13 protein-coding genes and 1 pseudogene are annotated in these 17,060 nt (G+C 73.3%); 4 read left to right on the forward strand and 10 right to left on the reverse strand.

From position 1 onward, the window contains the following. The first annotated feature begins 637 nt into the window (after positions 1 to 637). The gene (gene trpS, locus AB0D94_RS36460) at positions 638 to 1,636 is read left to right on the forward strand and encodes a tryptophan--tRNA ligase (RefSeq protein ID WP_362061777.1); all 999 of its coding nucleotides are present in this window, start codon (positions 638 to 640) and stop codon (positions 1,634 to 1,636) included. A 57-nt stretch (positions 1,637 to 1,693) separates the two neighbouring features. On the opposite strand, the gene proC is transcribed toward trpS, so the two are convergent. From proC to AB0D94_RS36485, 5 genes are all read right to left on the reverse strand, one after another. Then, the gene (gene proC / locus AB0D94_RS36465) at positions 1,694 to 2,503 is read right to left on the reverse strand and encodes a pyrroline-5-carboxylate reductase (protein ID WP_362061780.1); all 810 of its coding nucleotides are present in this window, start codon (positions 2,501 to 2,503) and stop codon (positions 1,694 to 1,696) included. A gap of 159 nt (positions 2,504 to 2,662) precedes the next feature. Further along, the gene (locus AB0D94_RS36470) at positions 2,663 to 3,400 is read right to left on the reverse strand and encodes an ABC transporter permease (protein ID WP_362061783.1); all 738 of its coding nucleotides are present in this window, start codon (positions 3,398 to 3,400) and stop codon (positions 2,663 to 2,665) included. Next, a complete protein-coding gene (locus AB0D94_RS36475) occupies positions 3,397 to 4,203 on the reverse strand; it encodes an ABC transporter ATP-binding protein (protein WP_362061786.1) in 807 nt (268 codons plus the stop codon). Before AB0D94_RS36475 ends, AB0D94_RS36470 begins: the two co-directional genes overlap by 4 nt. 110 nt (positions 4,204 to 4,313) lie before the next feature. After that, positions 4,314 to 4,838 carry a hypothetical protein gene (locus tag AB0D94_RS36480; protein ID WP_362061789.1) on the reverse strand — a complete coding sequence of 175 codons (525 nt, stop codon included), beginning with the start codon at positions 4,836 to 4,838 and terminating at the stop codon, positions 4,314 to 4,316. Positions 4,839 to 5,077: 239 nt separating this feature from the next. Further along, positions 5,078 to 5,395, reverse strand: coding sequence for a peptidase (locus tag AB0D94_RS36485; protein ID WP_362061792.1), 318 nt, complete (start codon positions 5,393 to 5,395; stop codon positions 5,078 to 5,080). Positions 5,396 to 5,585: 190 nt separating this feature from the next. Here AB0D94_RS36485 and AB0D94_RS36490 point away from each other — a divergent pair. Continuing rightward, positions 5,586 to 7,675: pseudogene (locus AB0D94_RS36490) on the forward strand (PQQ-binding-like beta-propeller repeat protein). A 64-nt stretch (positions 7,676 to 7,739) separates the two neighbouring features. Here AB0D94_RS36490 and ilvD read toward each other — a convergent pair. The 4 genes from ilvD to AB0D94_RS36510 all read right to left on the reverse strand — a co-directional run bounded on the left by ilvD (position 7,740) and on the right by AB0D94_RS36510 (position 12,467). Next, positions 7,740 to 9,590, reverse strand: a complete 1,851-nt coding sequence (gene ilvD / locus AB0D94_RS36495) for a dihydroxy-acid dehydratase (RefSeq protein ID WP_362061794.1) — start codon at positions 9,588 to 9,590, stop codon at positions 7,740 to 7,742. 136 nt (positions 9,591 to 9,726) lie between these two features. Continuing rightward, positions 9,727 to 10,347, reverse strand: a complete 621-nt coding sequence (locus tag AB0D94_RS36500; protein WP_362061797.1) for a TetR family transcriptional regulator — start codon at positions 10,345 to 10,347, stop codon at positions 9,727 to 9,729. Then, positions 10,344 to 11,186 carry a sugar phosphate isomerase/epimerase gene (locus AB0D94_RS36505; protein WP_362061800.1) on the reverse strand — a complete coding sequence of 281 codons (843 nt, stop codon included), beginning with the start codon at positions 11,184 to 11,186 and terminating at the stop codon, positions 10,344 to 10,346. Before AB0D94_RS36505 ends, AB0D94_RS36500 begins: the two co-directional genes overlap by 4 nt. 339 nt (positions 11,187 to 11,525) lie before the next feature. Further along, positions 11,526 to 12,467 (reverse strand): Ppx/GppA phosphatase family protein, encoded by a 942-nt coding sequence (locus AB0D94_RS36510; protein WP_362061803.1) that lies wholly within the window; start codon positions 12,465 to 12,467, stop codon positions 11,526 to 11,528. A gap of 237 nt (positions 12,468 to 12,704) precedes the next feature. On the opposite strand from AB0D94_RS36510, the gene AB0D94_RS36515 reads away from it, so the two are divergent. Beyond that, a complete protein-coding gene (locus AB0D94_RS36515; RefSeq protein ID WP_362061812.1) occupies positions 12,705 to 13,487 on the forward strand; it encodes a hypothetical protein in 783 nt (260 codons plus the stop codon). A gap of 52 nt (positions 13,488 to 13,539) precedes the next feature. On the opposite strand, the gene AB0D94_RS36520 is transcribed toward AB0D94_RS36515, so the two are convergent. Further along, positions 13,540 to 15,285 (reverse strand): sigma-70 family RNA polymerase sigma factor, encoded by a 1,746-nt coding sequence (locus tag AB0D94_RS36520; protein WP_362061806.1) that lies wholly within the window; start codon positions 15,283 to 15,285, stop codon positions 13,540 to 13,542. Between the two features lie 274 nt (positions 15,286 to 15,559). On the opposite strand from AB0D94_RS36520, the gene radA reads away from it, so the two are divergent. After that, a complete protein-coding gene (gene radA / locus AB0D94_RS36525) occupies positions 15,560 to 16,972 on the forward strand; it encodes a DNA repair protein RadA (protein WP_362061809.1) in 1,413 nt (470 codons plus the stop codon). The last annotated feature ends 88 nt before the right edge of the window (positions 16,973 to 17,060 follow it).

Here is a 17,060-nt window from a genome sequence, read left to right on the forward strand (position 1 = left end):
GACTCTTTCGTGTCCGATTCCCGGTCGAAGCGGGTTTCGCTTTCCAGGTTTCCGCTTTCGCGTTTCCCTTTCCGGCGAGTCCGACTCTATCAGATCCTTCGGGCCTGACTCCCAGTCAGCGGGGCTTGCGTTCCGGGCTGTTGGGCCCTTCCGGCGAGTGAGACAGTAGCGGATTCCCGGCCGCCGAACCTAATCGGTGGCCGCGTCCTGTGGACACGGATTCCTCATTCGCAAATACGCATGAAAAAGAGACGACATAGTGCGTCGTTCGTTCGAATGTGTAGTGCGGGATGGCTGTCCGGGGACCGACCGGGGGTCGGCGCTCACTTCGGACAACTCGAAGAACCTTACGGATCGGGCACATCTGTGTCAACCCCCGGCTGACCGGCGGACGTCAGGTGCGTGAACTTCACCCCGTCTTCATCCCCTGCCGTCTACCCTGGGTCCATGACTACGCATGCGCTCACGCTCAACCTGCGCTGGTGGGCCGCCTGACGGCGGCCGACCTTCTGCGCTAGCACGCATGCGCTCCACGGCCGCCGCTTCGGCGGCCGTTCTCGTTTCTCCCCTCCCGGGGAGTGGCTCGGTCGCCCGGCGCGGCGGTACGACACCACTCACACACAAGGGAGAGCAGGACATGACGAGGATCTTCAGCGGGGTCAAGCCGTCCGGACATCTGACGCTGGGCAACTACCTTGGGGCCGTCCGGCAGTGGGTCGCCGCCGACCAGGCGCCGGACGAGGCGCTGTTCTGCGTCGTGGACCTGCACGCGCTGACCGTCGAGCACGATCCGGCCCGCGTACGGCGGCTCAGTCGGCAGGCGGCGACGCTGCTGCTCGCCGCCGGGCTGGATCCGCAGCGGTGCACGCTCTTCGTGCAGAGCCACGTGGACGAGCACACGCGGCTGGCGTACCTGCTGGAGTGCACCGCCGGCGACGGGGAGCTGCGGCGGATGATCCAGTACAAGGAGAAGGCTGCGAAGGCCCAGGAGGCCGGGGACGGCGTGCGGCTGTCGCTGCTCACCTATCCCGTGCTGATGGCCGCCGACATCCTGGCGTACCGGACGGACGAGGTGCCGGTCGGTGAGGACCAGCGGCAGCACGTGGAGCTGACCCGGGATCTGGCGGTGCGCTTCAACCAGCGGTACGGGCACACCTTCACCGTGCCGAAGGCGACGCATCCGAAGGTGGCGGCGCGGGTCATGGACCTTCAGGAGCCGACTTCGAAGATGGGGAAGTCCCATGAGAACGGGGCCGGGATCGTCTATCTGCTCGATGAGCCCGGGGTCGTCGCCAAGAAGGTGATGCGGGCCGTCACCGACAGCGGGGACGGCGGGGTGGTCTACGACCGGGAGGCGCGGCCGGGGGTCGCGAACCTGCTCGATCTGCTGGCCGCCTGCACCGGTGGGGATCCCGCGGTGCTCGCCGAGGGCTACTCCGGCTACGGGGCGCTCAAGCGGGACGTCGCCGAGGCGGTGGTGGAGCTGCTGCGGCCCGTGCAGGAGCGGCACGCGGAGCTCGCCGCCGATCCGGGCGCGGTGGAGAAGGTGCTGCGGGAGGGTGCCGGGCGGGCCAGGGCTCTGGCGCGGCCGGTGGTGGACCGGGCGTACGAGGCCATCGGGCTGCTCGCGCCGTGACGGGGCCGGGTACGGGCCTCCGCTCGCGCGGGGGCCCGTACCCGTAGGTCCGGCCGGTCAGCTGTTGCCGGAGGCGAGTTCGCGGCTGCGGTCGCGGGCCGCTTCGAGGGCGGCGATCAGGGCCGCGCGTACGCCGTGCTTCTCCAGCTCCACGATCGCGTTGATCGTCGTACCGGCCGGGGAGGTGACGGCCTCGCGGAGCTTGACCGGGTGTTCGCCGCTGTCGCGGAGCATCACGGCGGCGCCGATGGCGGCCTGGACGATCAGGTCGTGGGCCTGGGCGCGGGGCAGGCCGAGGAGGATGCCGGCGTCGGTCATGGCTTCGACGAGGAAGTAGAAGTAGGCGGGGCCGGAGCCGGAGAGGGCGGTGGCCGCGTCCTGCTGGGACTCGGGGACGCGCAGGGTCTTGCCGACGCCGCCGAAGATCTCCTCGGTGTGCAGGAGGTGGGCGGCGGTGGCGTGGCTGCCGGCGGAGATGACGGACATGGCCTCGTCGACGAGGGCGGGGGTGTTCGTCATGACGCGGACGACGGGGGTGCCGGGGGCGAGCCGCTCCTCGAAGAAGGAGGTCGGGATGCCGGCGGCGCCGCTGATGACCAGGCGGTCGGCGGGGACGTGCGGGGCGAGTTCCTCAAGGAGCTTGCCCATGTCCTGCGGCTTGACGGTGAGGATGAGGGTGTCGGCGCGCTTGGCGGCCTCGGCGTTGCTGACGGCCTCGACGCCGTAGCGGGTGCGGAGTTCCTCGGCGCGTTCCGGGCGGCGGGCGGTGACGAGGAGCTTCGAGGCGGGCCAGCCGCCTCGGATCATCCCGCTGAGCAGGGCCTCGCCGATCTTGCCGGTACCGAGGACTGCGACTGTCTGGGTCATGCCCGATTCACCTCGTCTGGGGGCCCCTCCCAGCGGTAGCTGGGGGATGTTCTTGCACGCGTGCTGCGGATACGTCCTCATCCTTGCACTCGTGGGCCGGGGGGCGGGTCGGTGTCCGGCCTGTGGGCGTCGGGCCGGGGTGTGTCGGGCCGGGGTGCGTCAGGGAGTGCGGCGGCGGAGGGTGGCGGCGCCGAGGACGAGGACCAGGAGGGCGCAGACGGCGACGATCACGGCGTCGCGGACGAAGTCGGCGGTCATGTCGGTGTGGGTGAGGACCTGGGTCATGCCGTCGACGGCGTAGGACATCGGCAGGACGTTCGAGATGCCTTCGAGGACGGGGTGCATGGTGTCGCGGGCGGCGAAGAGTCCGCAGAGCAGCAGCTGGGGGAAGATCACCGCCGGCATGAACTGGACGGCCTGGAACTCGGAGGCCGCGAAGGCGGAGACGAAGAGGCCGAGCGCGGTGCCGAGGAGCGCGTCGAGCAGGGCGACGAGCAGGAGCAGCCAGGGGGAGCCGACGACGTCGAGGCCGAGGACCCACAGGGCGAGGCCGGTGGCGAGGAGGGACTGGACGGCGGCGACGGCGCCGAAGGCGAGGGCGTAGCCGGCGATGAGGTCGCCCTTGCCGAGCGGCATGGCGAGGAGGCGCTCCAGGGTGCCGGAGGTGCGCTCGCGCAGGGTGGCTATGGAGGTCACCAGGAACATCGTGATGAGGGGGAAGATCCCGAGGAGCGAGGCTCCGACGCTGTCGAAGGTGCGCGGGCTGCCGTCGAAGACGAAGCGCAGCAGGGTCAGCATCAGTACGGGGACCAGGAGCATCAGCGCGATGGAGCGCGGGTCGTGGCCGAGCTGGCGCAGGACTCGGGCCGCGGTGGCGGTGGTGCGGGCGCCGTTCATCGCCGGGTCTCCTTCGCGAGTGCGTCGGCCTCGTCGACGAGGCGGAGGAAGCCGTCCTCGACGGTGGCGGAGCGGGTGCGGGTGCGCAGGGCGTCGGGGGTGTCCTGGGCGAGGATGCGGCCCTCGCGCATGAGGAGCAGTTCGTGGCAGCGCTCGGCCTCGTCCATCACGTGGGAGGAGACGAGGATCGTGGTCCCGCGGGTGGCGGTGATCTCGTGGAAGAGGTTCCACAGGTCGCGGCGCAGTACGGGGTCGAGGCCCACGGTGGGTTCGTCGAGGACCAGCAGCTCGGGGGTGCCGAGGAGGGCGACGGCGAGGGAGACGCGGCTGCGCTGGCCGCCGGAGAGGTTCCCGGCGAGGGCGTCGGCGTGGGTGGTGAGGTCTACGTCGCTGACGGCGCGGGTGACGGAGGCGGCGCGGCGGTCGGCGGCGGCGCGGCCGGGGTCGAGGACGGCGGCGAAGTAGTCGAGGTTCTGCCGGACGGTGAGGTCGTCGTAGACGGAGGGTGCCTGGGTGACGTAGCCGATGCGGGAGCGGAGCTCGGGGTGGCCGGCGGGGCGGCCGAGGACGTCGAGGGTGCCGGTGACGTGGGCCTGGCTGCCGACGACGGCGCGCATGAGGGTGGACTTTCCGCAGCCGGAGGGGCCGAGGAGGCCGGTGATGCGGCCGCGGGGGACGTCGAAGGCGATGGAGTCGATGACGGTGCGGGGGGTGCGGCCGGTGCCGCGGCGGACGGTGAGGCCGTGGGCGTGGACGGCGGCCGGGGTGGGAGGCGGAGCTCCCTCGGGCTGGTTATTCATCATGTGATGAATAATGCTCCTGGCTGTGCCGGGCCGTCAACCGGTGCGGCGGGTCCGGTACGGGGACCCGGCCGGGCCCGGCGGGTGAAAGGGGGCGGGGGCCGGTGGGCCGGTTACTTCTTGCGCTTGGGGCGCCGCGCGGCCGGGTTGCCCGTACGGGAACTGCGGCGGCGGGCGAACTCGGCCACGGCGCGCTCGTACTCGGCGCGGCGCAGCCCCTCGCCGGGGGCCTCGAAGAAGCAGCGGATGAAGTACGCGATGAGGGAGCCGATGAAACCGATCAGCTTGAGGCCCTTGAGGGCGGCCTCGTCGGAGGACGGGGCCGGGCGGCGGCTGAAGGACTCCCAGGTCTTGACGAAGGCGATGGAGCTGGCGATCGCGAAGAGGACGACGACGGAGATGCTCAGGAACGGGCCGACGTTGCCGATCTCCATGCCCTCGTAGGCGAAGCGGAGCAGGAAGGCACTGATGACGGCGATCGCCAGCGAGACGAAGGCGGCGGCGGCGCGGCGCAGGGCGTAGCCGCCGTCGTGCTTCACCCAGGTCGTCCCGAAGAAGTGGATCGGCTCGGGCTCGGGGCCGACGGGGGCCGCCGGGGCCGGCGCGGCGGGGGTCTGGTCTCGCTGGTCGTCGCTCACATCAGCGATTATCCCCGCCGGGCCGGTCGGGCCGGGGCGTGTCTCACGTGTCAGAACGGTGACGGCCCGAGCACCAGTTCCTGTCCGGGCGATCTTCGTGGATCAGCCCGCGTCGTCTGGTGCGGTGCATCGCAAGGCGGAGGATCGCAGCTCGTACTCGGCCGTACTCGCGCGGTCCGACAACGCGGCGAGGCGCCGTACCAGGCGGCGCGGGCCCGCGAAGATCGCCCGGACAGGACCTAGCTGCAGTGTGCGGCCACGTAGCCGTCGCTGCCCGTCTTGACGTAGGCGTCCGAGACGAACTGGCCGTTGCCGACGCAGTCCCAGAGGTTCGTCGTCCCGTACGGGCCCGAGATGGTGGTGCCCTCGCACTGGCAGCGGATCGTGACCGACGCGCCGAGCGGCAGGACGCTCACCACCGAGTACCCGGTGCCCGGACCGCTGCGCACCTTGAGCTGCACTCCGGGCGCGACCGGATAGCTCCTGTAGCCGGATCCTGCGGCAGCAAGGCCCTGTGCCTCGGCCTGGACCTGGTCCAGCTCACCCTCAACCGACATGCGGACTCCCCCCTTTGGAGCATGGCGCTCTGCAACTCGCGCAGGGTAGCAGGCCCATACCGATTCATATGCGCCATCGACTAGGCTCCGGCGGGGGTGGTCGGCAGTGCATTCACTGCGCGCGGAACGGGCCGGTTTTCCGGAGTACGCCGGGCAGTACCGGCTGGAATCCGTGCTGGGTTCCGGCGGCATGGGCGTCGTGCACCTGGCCACCTCGGCGTCCGGGCTGCGGCTCGCGGTCAAGGTCGTCCACGCGCAGCACGCGGTGGATCCGGAGTTCCGGGCACGGTTCCGGCAGGAGGTCGCCGCCGCGCGGCGGGTCAGCGGGGCGTTCACCGCGCCGGTCGTGGACGCGGATCCGCTGGCCGAACGGCCCTGGATGGCCACGCTGTTCATCGACGCCCCGACGCTGGCGGAGCGCGTACGGGAACGGCCGCTCGACGGGGCCGAGGCGGCCCGGCTCGGCGCCGGGCTCGCGGAGGCGCTCCGGGACATCCACCGGGCCGGTGTGGTGCACCGGGACCTGAAGCCCAGCAACGTCCTGATGGCGCCGACGGGGTACGGGTCATCGACTTCGGGATCTCGCGGCCGGTCGACAGCGACCTGCGGACCGAGACCGGGAAGCTGATCGGGACGCCGCCGTTCATGGCGCCCGAGCAGTTCCAGCGGCCCCGGGAGGTGGGACCCGCCGCGGACGTGTTCGCGATGGGCGCCGTACTGGTGCACGCGCTGACCGGGCGCGGCCCGTTCGACTCCGAGAGCCACTACCTCGTCGCCTACCAGGTGGTGCACGCCGAACCCGATCTGACGGGGGTGCCGGACGCGCTCGCGCCGGTCCTCGCCCGCTGCCTCGCGAAGGACCCCGCCGACCGGCCGACCCCCGACGCCCTGCTCGGCGAGCTGCGGGCGGCCGCGTACCCGACGGGCGAGGACACCCGGGCCTTCATCCCGGAGCCCCGCCGCCCGGTCTCGGAGCGCGCCCGCGGCGGCGCCGCGGCTGCCGCCGACGTGCTCACGCACCGGCGGGTACGGCCCCCCGCCCCCGCGAAGACCCCGGGGCGGCGGCCGCGGCGGACCGCCGTGGCGCTGGGGCTCGGGCTGCTGCTGACCGGCGGGGCCGTGGGAGCCTACGCACACTTCGGGGCCGGCCAGGCCCCCGGCGGGCGCGGGGCCGCGCAGCAGATCGGCCCCGCCGCCGGGAAACAGCCGCCGGCCGCCGCCCCCTGGTCGGCCTCGCTGCCCGACGCCGGGCCGGGGAAGGCGGTGTCCTCCTGTTCCTGGGCGGCCGCGGCCCTCTACTGCTCGGCGCCGGGGCTCGTCGCGGCCCGGCTGGAGGAGGCCGACGGCGGCGTGGCCTGGTCCGTACGCACACCCGGTACGGGTCCGCGTACGGCCGGCGCCACCACCGTCGTGCCCGTCGCGAGCGGCGGACTCGTCCTCGCCATGGGCCCCGGCAGCGGGCTGCTCCAGGCGCTGGATCCGGCCACGGGCGCGGTGCGGTGGAAGAGGGAGGTCGCGCCGGACGTCCGGGTACTGGCGTCGGGGGCGACGGTGCTGGTCGCGACGGCGGACGGGAACGTCACGGCGCTCGACGCGAAGACCGGCGGCGTGAGCTGGGACAAGCGCCTGGGGCGGCTGGGGTCCGTGTGGTTCACCGGCCAGGAGCAGCCCGGCGGCGGGCAGGACCTCTACGTGTCGACGCGCGCCGACGACGGAGCGTCCTCGCAGATCTCGGCGGTCGACCCGGCCACCGGCAGCGTGCGGTGGCAGCTGCGCGCACCGGGCATGCTCCGGCCGGTCGGCGTCGCGCAGGGCAGCCTGCACCTGCTGGCCGGTGATCTGCAGGGGATGACGGGCGCGGTCGTGCGCATCGACCTCGGGACGCGCGCGGTACGGCGTACCGCGCTGTCGGTCGAGCAATTGCAGGCGGAGGCGGCGGTCGGGCCCGACGGCGTGGCGTACCTGATCGGCATCTCCGGTGCGCTGACCGCCGTAGGCCCGGAGCGGGAGGCGTGGCGGCTGGAGACGGCCGTGGCCTCGGCGTCGCGGCCGGTGGTCGCCGACGGGCGGCTGTACCTGATGGCGGCGGACGGCCGGCTGCTCGCGGTCGATGCCGCGGCCGGCCGGATGGTGGGGCAGACGGACCCCCGGATGGGCACCGGCCAGGGCACATACAACGCGACGGTTCCCGCGCCGGTGGCCGGCGGCGGTCGGGTGTTCGGGACCGCGCCGGACGGCTCGGTGTTCGCCGTGGACGCTGCGGACCCCGCCGGGTGGTGAACCACCGCGCGGCCCCGTCCGACCAGGTCGGGCGGGGCCGCGGGGTGCCGGCGGGTGCTACGGGTCAGTACAGACGGCTCACGTCGCGGACGGCGCCCTTGTCGGCGCTGGTGGCCATCGCCGCGTAGGCGCGCAGGGCCGCGGAGACCTTGCGCTCGCGGTTCTTCGGCGCGTACACCCCGCCCAGCGCCTCGCGGCGGGCCGCCAGCGTGGCCTCGTCCACCAGCAGCTCGATCGACCGGTTCGGGATGTCGATGCGGATCCGGTCGCCGTCCTCGACCAGGGCGATGGTGCCGCCCGAGGCGGCCTCCGGGGAGGCGTGGCCGATGGACAGACCGGAGGTGCCGCCGGAGAAGCGGCCGTCGGTCACCAGGGCGCAGGCCTTGCCGAGGCCGCGGCCCTTGAGGAAGGAGGTCGGGTAGAGCATCTCCTGCATGCCGGGGCCGCCGCGCGGGCCCTCGTAGCGGATGACGACGACGTCGCCCTCCTTGATCTCCTTGCGGAGGATCTTGTCGACGGCCTCGTCCTGCGACTCGCAGACGACGGCCGGACCCTCGAAGGTCCAGATCGACTCGTCGACACCGGCGGTCTTGACGACGCAGCCGTCGACGGCGATGTTGCCGCGCAGCACGGCGAGGCCGCCGTCCTTTGAGTACGCGTGCTGCACCGAGCGGATGCAGCCGCCCTCGGCGTCGAGGTCGAGGGTGTCCCAGCGCTCGGACTGGGAGAAGGCGGAGGCGGAACGCTTGCAGCCGGGGGCCGCGTGCCACAGCTCCATGGCCACGTCGCTCGCCGTACCGGAACGGGCGTCCCACTCGGCCAGCCAGTCCTCCAGGCCGTCCGAGTGGACGGTGGTGACGTCCTTGTTGAGGAGCCCGCCGCGGTGCAGCTCGCCGAGGATGGCGGGGATGCCGCCGGCCCGGTGGATGTCCTCCATGTAGTACGTGCCGCCGGGCGCGATGTTCGGCGCGACCTTGGACAGGCACGGGACGCGGCGCGAGACGGCGTCGATGTCGGTCAGGTCGTAGTCCAGACCGGCTTCCTGCGCGGCGGCCAGCAGGTGCAGGATCGTGTTCGTCGAGCCGCCCATCGCGATGTCGAGGGCCATGGCGTTCTCGAAGGCCTCGCGCGTGGCGATGTTGCGCGGGAGGACCGACTCGTCGCCGTCCTCGTAGTACCGCTTGGTGATCTCCACGACCGTCCGGCCGGCGTCCTCGTACAGGGCGCGGCGCGCGGTGTGGGTGGCGAGGACCGAGCCGTTGCCCGGCAGGGCGAGGCCGATGGCCTCGGCGAGGCAGTTCATGGAGTTGGCCGTGAACATGCCCGAACACGAACCGCAGGTCGGGCAGGCGTTCTCCTCGATCCGCAGCACGTCCTCGTCGGAGACGTTCTCGTTGGAGGCGTCGACCATGGCGTCGATCAGGTCGAGCTTGCGGACGGTGCCGTCGACGAGGATGGCCTGCCCGGCCTCCATCGGGCCGCCGGACACGAACACGACGGGGATGTTGAGGCGCATCGCGGCCATCAGCATGCCGGGAGTGATCTTGTCGCAGTTGGAGATGCAGATCAGGGCGTCGGCACAGTGCGCCTCGACCATGTACTCCACGGAGTCCGCGATCAGGTCGCGCGAGGGCAGCGAGTACAGCATCCCGCCGTGCCCCATGGCGATGCCGTCGTCGACGGCGATCGTGTTGAACTCGCGCGGGATCGCGCCCGCCGCCCGGATGGCGTCGGAGACGATCCGGCCGACCGGGGCCAGGTGGGTGTGGCCGGGGACGAACTCGGTGAAGGAGTTGGCGACCGCGATGATCGGCTTCCCGATGTCCTCGCTCGCTACGCCCGACGCACGCATAAGGGCGCGTGCGCCCGCCATGTTGCGGCCGTGGGTGACGGTGCGGGACCTGAGCTCGGGCATCGGGTTCACTCCCCAGGGGTGCGGCTGCGCCGGACGCGGCCGCGACTATAGACAGGAATCTGTTACGAGGCTACCGCTTGCCGCCCGGGATGCGGACGGCAAGTCCGGATGCCGGGACGGGAGGGTCAAGCAGCGGTCACTCTTCGGTCAGGTAGCGCTGGAGCGTGGGGGCGACCAGGGCGACGATGACCTCCGGGTCCGCGGAGGCTAGGGGCTCGACCTGGACGACGTAGCGCAGGATCGCGATGCCGACCATGTGGGAGGCGGCCAGCTCGGCGCGGAACGTCGGGTCGGGAACCTTGAGGTCGGCGGCGACCCGCTCCAGCACCCGGCGCAGGACCAGCCCGCGCAGGACCTTCGCGGCGGCCTCGTGGGTGAGCGCGGACCGCAGCACTGCCAGCAGGGGCGCACGGGTGACCGGGTTCTCCCAGATCCCCAGGAAATACCTGGCCAGCCGCTCGCCGATGCCGTCCGGCCCCTCGCCGAGGATCGCCGGGACCACGAGCGCCGGCTCCAGGCTCACCTCGACGGCGGCGGCGAACAGGTCGTCCTTGCTGCCGAAGTAGTGGTGCACCAGCGCCGGGTCCACGCCCGCCACCTTCGCGATGCCGCGTACGGACGTCTTGTCGTACCCGCGCTCCGCGAACACCTCGCGGGCGGCGAGCCGGATGCGCTCCTGGGTGCCGGGGCCCTCCTCGGCCTCGTCCTGGCGGGGCCGGCCGGGGCCGCGGCGGCGCGGCTTCGCGGGCTCGGTCACGGGCGGCGGGCCGGGGGCCGGGCGGCGGGGGTGCCGGAGGCGGTGGCGAGGTGCAGACGGGTGTAGGCCAGGGCTTCGGCGAGATCCGCCTCGCGCTCGGCGGAGGACATGGCCCGGCGCGTGTTGACCTCGATGACCACGTGCCCGTCGAAGGAGGTCCGGGCGAGCCGCTCCAGCAGCTCGGCGCAGGGCTGCGTACCCCGGCCGGGGACCAGGTGCTCGTCCTTGGCCGAGCCGTTTCCGTCGGCGAGGTGGACGTGCGCGAGCCGGTCGCCCATCCGGTCGATCATGGCGGTGGCGTCCGTACGGGCGGTCGCGGTGTGCGACAGATCGACGGTGAAGTGCCGGTAGTCGTCCTTCGTCACGTCCCACTCGGGCGCGTACGCGAGCATCTCGCGGTCGCGGTAGCGCCAGGGGTACATGTTCTCGACGGCGAACCGCACGTCGGTCTCGTCCGCCATCCGCCAGATGCCGGTGACGAAGTCGCGGGAGTACTGGCGCTGCCAGCGGAAGGGCGGATGCACGACGACGGTCGACGCCCCGAGCCGCTCGGCCGCCGCCTGCGCCCGCTGGAGCTTGGTCCAGGGATCCGTGGACCACACCCGCTGGGTGATGAGCAGGCACGGCGCGTGAATGGCCAGGATCGGCACCTGGTGGTGGTCGGACAGCCGCCGCAGGGCGTCGATGTCCTGACTGACCGGATCCGTCCAGACCATGACCTCGACGCCGTCGTACCCGAGGCGCGCGGCGATCTCGAAGGCGGTCGCCGTCGACTCCGGATAGACCGAAGCGGTGGAGAGGGCGACTTTCGCGGTCGGCGTGCGGACTGGTTCTGCCACGCAGACAGGTTACGGGCCCAAGCCCCACCGACGACGTGACGCCCACCACGCGGGTCCGCCCCGGCCCGCGCACGGGGCGGCGGGGAACCTCGACCGCATGCCGGGCCGGCCGACGCCCACTCACCTCAGGCACCCACCAGACCGGTGGCGGCCTGTGTCCAGCCCCAGACGGCCGGCGGACGCCGAGACGAGAGGAGCGCGTAGCGATTGAAGGCGCCGCCCTGCTCCTGCCGGGGATCTGGACGGGGTCTCGCTCCGGCTGGGCCCCTCGGCATCAAGCGGAGAGGGGGGGCAAAGACCCCGCCCGCCCGGACCCCCGTACCGCCGGACCCCCGCCCCTCACACCTCCGGCGATGCCGGGAGGTGGTCCAGGCGGCGGAGGATGACTCCCTCGCGCAGGGCCCAGGGGCAGATTTCGAGTTCCTCGACCCCGAGGAGGTCCATCGCGCCCTCCGCGACCAGTGCGCCCGCCAGGAGCTGGTTCGCGCGGCCTTCCGAGACGCCCGGCAGGGCCGAGCGCTGGGCCGTCGTCATGGCCGCCAGGCGCGGGACCCACTCCTCCAGGGACTTGCGGGTCAGGTCCCGCTGGACGTACAGGCCGTCCGCCGAGCGGGCCGCGCCCGCGATGCGGGCCAGCTGCTTGAAGGTCTTCGACGTCGCGACCACGTGGTCCGGCGCCCCGAAGCGGCTGAACTCGCCGACCGTACGGGCGATCTGGGCCCGCACGTGACGGCGCAGGGCCCGGATGTCCCCGGCGTCCGGCGGGTCCCCCGGGAGCCAGCCCGAGGTGAGGCGGCCCGCGCCCAGGGGGAGGGAGACGGCCGTGTCGGGGTCCTCGTCGATGCCGTACGCGATCTCCAGCGAGCCGCCGCCGATGTCGAGGACCAGCAGCTTCCCGGCCGACCAGCCGAACCAGCGGCGGACCGCCAGGAACGTCAGCCGGGCCTCGTCCTCGCCGCTCAGCACGGGCAGCTCGATGCCGGTCTCCAGCTTGACCCGGGCCAGGACCTCGTCCGCGTTCGTGGCTTCGCGCACGGCGCTGGTCGCGAAGGGGAGGACGTCCTCGCACCCCTTGTCCTCCGCGGCCTGGACCGCGTCGTGGATGACCGAAATGAGCCGTTCCACGCCCTCGGGAGTGACCGCGCCCTGCTCGTCGAGCAGCTCCGCCAGCCGCATCTCCACCTTGTGCGAGTGCGCCGGCTGCGGGCGCGCACCGGGGTGCGCGTCCACCACCAGCAGATGGACCGTATTCGAACCCACATCCAGGACACCGAGTCTCATAGGGGGAAACGCTACTGGGAGGAACGCGGAGGGGTTGAGTAAGGGGCGCTTAGGCTGGGGTTTGTGCCAAATACGAAGAAGGCCAACAAGACCCGGTCGCAGAAGGACACGGACGCCGGCGGCAGCTCCGAGCCCAAGTCCAAGCCCGAGCCCAAGCCCGAGTCCAAGCCCAAGGCGACGAACAAGCCCAAGAACAAGGACAAGGACAAGGGCAAGCCGAAGCCCAGGACCGCCGCGGTGGCCGACGAGAAGGGGCTCGACTTCCCGCGGGCCTGGGTGGAGTTCCCGGACCCCGCCGACGACGAGCAGGTCTTCCGCTGCGATCTGACCTGGCTGACCTCCCGCTGGACCTGCATCTTCGGCAGCGGCTGCCAGGGCATCCAGGTGGGCCGGGCCGACGACGGCTGCTGCACGCTCGGCGCGCACTTCTCCGACGAGGACGACGAGAAGCGCGTGGCCCAGCACGTGGCGCGGCTGACGCCCGAGCTGTGGCAGTTCCACGACGTCGGCAGCGAGACGGGGTGGACCCAGCACGACGACGACGGGGAGAAGCAGACCCGCCGCTGGGACGGCGCGTGCATCTTCCTGAACCGGCCGGGGTTCCCCGCCGGGGCCGGCTGCTCGCTGCACATCCTGGCGGTGCAGGAGGGCCGCGAGCCGCTGGAGACCAAGCCCGACGTCTGCTGGCAGCTGCCGATCCGCCGGACGTACGACTGGATCGACCGGCCCGACGACACCCGGGTGCTCCAGGTGACGATCGGTGAGTACGACCGCCGCGGCTGGGGCCCGGGCGGCCACGACCTGCACTGGTGGTGCACCTCGGCCACCTCCGCGCACGGCGCCGGGGACCCGGTGTACGTGTCGTACCGCCCCGAGCTGACGGAGCTGATGGGCAAGGAGGGGTACGAGGCGCTCGTGAAGCTGTGCGAGGCGCGGCTGGCCTCCCTGCTGCCGATGGCGCCGCACCCGGCCGACCCGGTCCCGCCCGCGCCGCCGACCCCGCCGGCCCCGGCCGCCTAGAGCCGCCTGGGACCGCCCGGGTCCTACGTACGGACGTACGGCCCCTAGGGACCTACGGCCCCGCGGACCCCGGCGGGTCGGTCGGCTCCGGCGACGGGGAAACCGTTCCGCCTGAGCCCTCCGTCGGCGTCGGCGTGGGCGTCGGGGGCTGCGTCGGCTCGGTGGGAGTCGGCGTCGGCGTGGGGGTCGGCGTGGCCTCCGTGGGGGTCGGCGACGGCGGCGGGGTCGTCGGCCGGGGCGGCGTCGGGGCCGGGCGCCCGCGGCCCCGTACGGAGACCACCGCGCCGCCGGGATCCACCCCGACCCGGGCGGTCCAGGCGCCCACGGGCTGGGCTTCGGGGTCCACCACGATCCGCAGGGTGACCGATTCTCCAGGGGCCAGCGTGCCCGCGGGCCGGTCGGCGCGCAGCCAGGGGGCGTCGGACCAGAGCCGCCAGTCCACGGGGCCACCGCCCGAGGCGGTGAGGGTGAGCAGGGTGACGGCCCCTTCGGAGGCGGCCGCCACGGTGAGGCGGCCGGGGGCGCCGGCCCGGTCGGGGGTGGCCGGGGGGCCCGTACTGATCACCTCGACGGAGACGTCGGGGTCGGCGCTGCCGGGGGCGAAGCCGGGTCCGCCGGTGGTGGTGGCCGCGTTGCCGGCGTTCTCGTACGCCGTGAGGGGCCGGCCGGCCGCGAGCGGCGGCGGGAGCTCGGACTCGCTGGCGGAGATGCGGGCGGCTCCGCCGCCGACGGGTTCGCCGGTGCTGGGCGCACCGCGGTACGCGGCCCACAGGGCCAGGACCGGGGCGGCGACGACGGTGGCGACCACGGTGGTGGTCACCGCCCGGGCGCGCAGCCGGTCGCGGCGGGCGGCGCGGTCCTTGGGGTCCATCGGGAAGCCGGTGCGGTCGAAGCGCGGGCCGGGCCGGCGGCGGCGCCCGCCGGAGCGGAGCATCGCCGCGTGGACGGCGGTTCGGGGGGCCGGGACCAGCGGGAGTGCGGCGGTTTCGATGCCGCCGGAGCCGGGCCAGGGGGCGGCGGCGCCGAGGCGTTCGGCGACGCGGCGACATCGCGGGCAGTCGTCGACGTGGCGGACGAGCTCGGCGCGCAGGGTGGTGGACAGCAGTACGCCGCCGTCGCCCTCTTCGCCGGTGAGGCGGGACACGGTGGGACAGCTGCCGGTCTCGACGACGGCGAGGGCGGCGCGGGTGCGCTCGACCTCGCAGGCGGCGCCGGACAGCAGCTCCCGGGCGGTGGTCGGGGCGGTGCCGAGGACGGCCGCCAGCTCGGGGACACCGAGGCGGTGGCGGACGGCGAGTTCGAGGGCCTCGCGCTGCTCGGGCGTGGTCCCGGCGGCCTCCGGCCAGGCGAGCCGGGCCAGCTCGGTACGGCGGTACGCGCTCACGTCAAGGGTGCGCCGGGCTCCGGGAAGGTGGCCGGCGTCGCCATCGGGACCCGGCGCACGCACGGGATTCGTGCGCTCCGGCGCACGCCCGGCGCAATGCGCTCCCTGCCGGGCGCGCCGCTGCTCGGCCAGGCGGTGCAGGCAGCCCCAGCGGGCCAGGGCGTACAGCCAGGCCCGCCGGTCGCCCTCGTCGGGGCAGCGGTTGGGGTGACGTTCCGCCACCGCCAGGACATCGCCCAGCACGTCGGTGGCGGTGTCGTGATCACACAGGACCGACAGGCAGTAGGTGAACAGACCGTCCAGATAGGGCTCGTGCCGGAAGGGGGGCGGCTGCTCCCCTTCGAGGGGTGTGCGCCCCTGCGCCCGGTGTGCGCCGGTGCGCGATGAGGAGTGTGCCTGGTTGCTGCTGTTCACCTGGCGACCGTAGGCGGCACGTCGGTGGCGCCTCGGAAGCCTTCAGCACTTTTAGTCCTTACGGGTGAACAGATCGGTGGTCCGCTGACGCGAGCCCTGACGCGGACGCCCCTACGGACCAGCCGCAGGCCTTCACGCCGGCCTCCCGTACCTCTGACGCGGACGCCCACGGCCCCGGCCGCCGCCCTCCCGCGGCCCCTGCCACCGCTCTCCCGCTGCCTTCCCGCCCACCGCCCGGGCCGGTCTGTCGGTACGGACGGCTACGGTGGGCGCCATGGCTGCCCGTACTGCTCGTTCATCCGCCAAGGACCGGCCGTCCTACCGCTGTACCGAGTGCGGCTGGACGACCGCGAAGTGGCTCGGGCGGTGTCCCGAGTGCCAGGCGTGGGGCACCGTCGAGGAGATGGGCGCGCCCGCCGTGCGCACCACGGCCGCGGGCCGGGTCTCGACCGCCGCCGTGCCGATCGGGCAGGTCGACGGCCGGACGGCGACCGCGCGCAGCACCGGCGTGGACGAGCTCGACCGGGTCCTCGGCGGCGGGCTCGTGCCCGGCGCGGTGGTGCTGCTCGCCGGGGAGCCCGGCGTCGGGAAGTCGACGCTGCTGCTGGACGTGGCGGCGAAGGCGGCCAGCGACGAGCACCGCACCCTGTACGTGACGGGTGAGGAGTCGGCGAGCCAGGTGCGGCTGCGGGCCGACCGGATCAACGCGCTGAACGACCACCTCTACCTCGCCGCGGAGACCGACCTGTCGGCGGTGCTCGGGCACCTCGACGCCGTGAAGCCCTCCCTGCTGATCCTGGACTCCGTACAGACCATCGCCTCGCCCGAGATCGACGGCGCGCCCGGCGGCATGGCCCAGGTCCGCGAGGTGGCCGGGGCGCTGATCCGGGCCTCCAAGGAGCGCGCGATGTCCACCCTCCTCGTCGGCCACGTGACCAAGGACGGGGCCATCGCCGGCCCCCGGCTCCTGGAGCACCTGGTCGACGTGGTGCTGAGCTTCGAGGGCGACCGGCACGCGCGGCTGCGGCTGGTGCGCGGCATCAAGAACCGGTACGGGGCCACCGACGAGGTCGGCTGCTTCGAGCTGCACGACGAGGGCATCACCGGCCTCGCCGACCCGAGCGGGCTGTTCCTGACCCGGCGTGCCGAGGCCGTGCCCGGGACCTGCCTGACCGTGACCCTGGAGGGCAAGCGTCCGCTGGTCGCCGAGGTGCAGGCGCTGACGGTGGACTCGCAGATCCCCTCCCCCCGGCGGACCACGTCCGGCCTGGAGACCTCCCGCGTGTCGATGATGCTGGCGGTGCTGGAGCAGCGCGGCCGGATCACCGCGCTGGGCAAGCGGGACATCTACAGCGCGACCGTCGGCGGCGTGAAGCTCACCGAGCCGGCCGCCGACCTGGCGATCGCGCTCGCGCTGGCCTCGGCCGCCAGTGACGTCCCGCTCCCGAAGAACCTCGTCGCGATCGGGGAGGTGGGGCTGGCCGGTGAGGTGCGGCGGGTGACCGGCGTACAGCGGCGGCTCGCGGAGGCGCACCGGCTGGGGTTCACGCACGCCCTGGTGCCGGCCGATCCGGGCAAGGTGCCGGCCGGGATGAAGGTCATCGAGGTGGCCGACATGGGCGATGCGCTACGGGTCCTGCCGCGCGGGCGGTCGCGTACGCCGGCCAAGGAGCGGGCAGCGGACTAGGCCCTGTCCGGGCGATCTTCGCGGGCCCGCGCCGCCTGGCACGGCACCTCGCCGCGTTGTCGGACCGCGCGAGTACGGCCGAGTACGA

This window comes from Streptomyces sp. NPDC048255 (assembly GCF_040652415.1).
Taxonomy (GTDB): domain Bacteria; phylum Actinomycetota; class Actinomycetes; order Streptomycetales; family Streptomycetaceae; genus Streptomyces.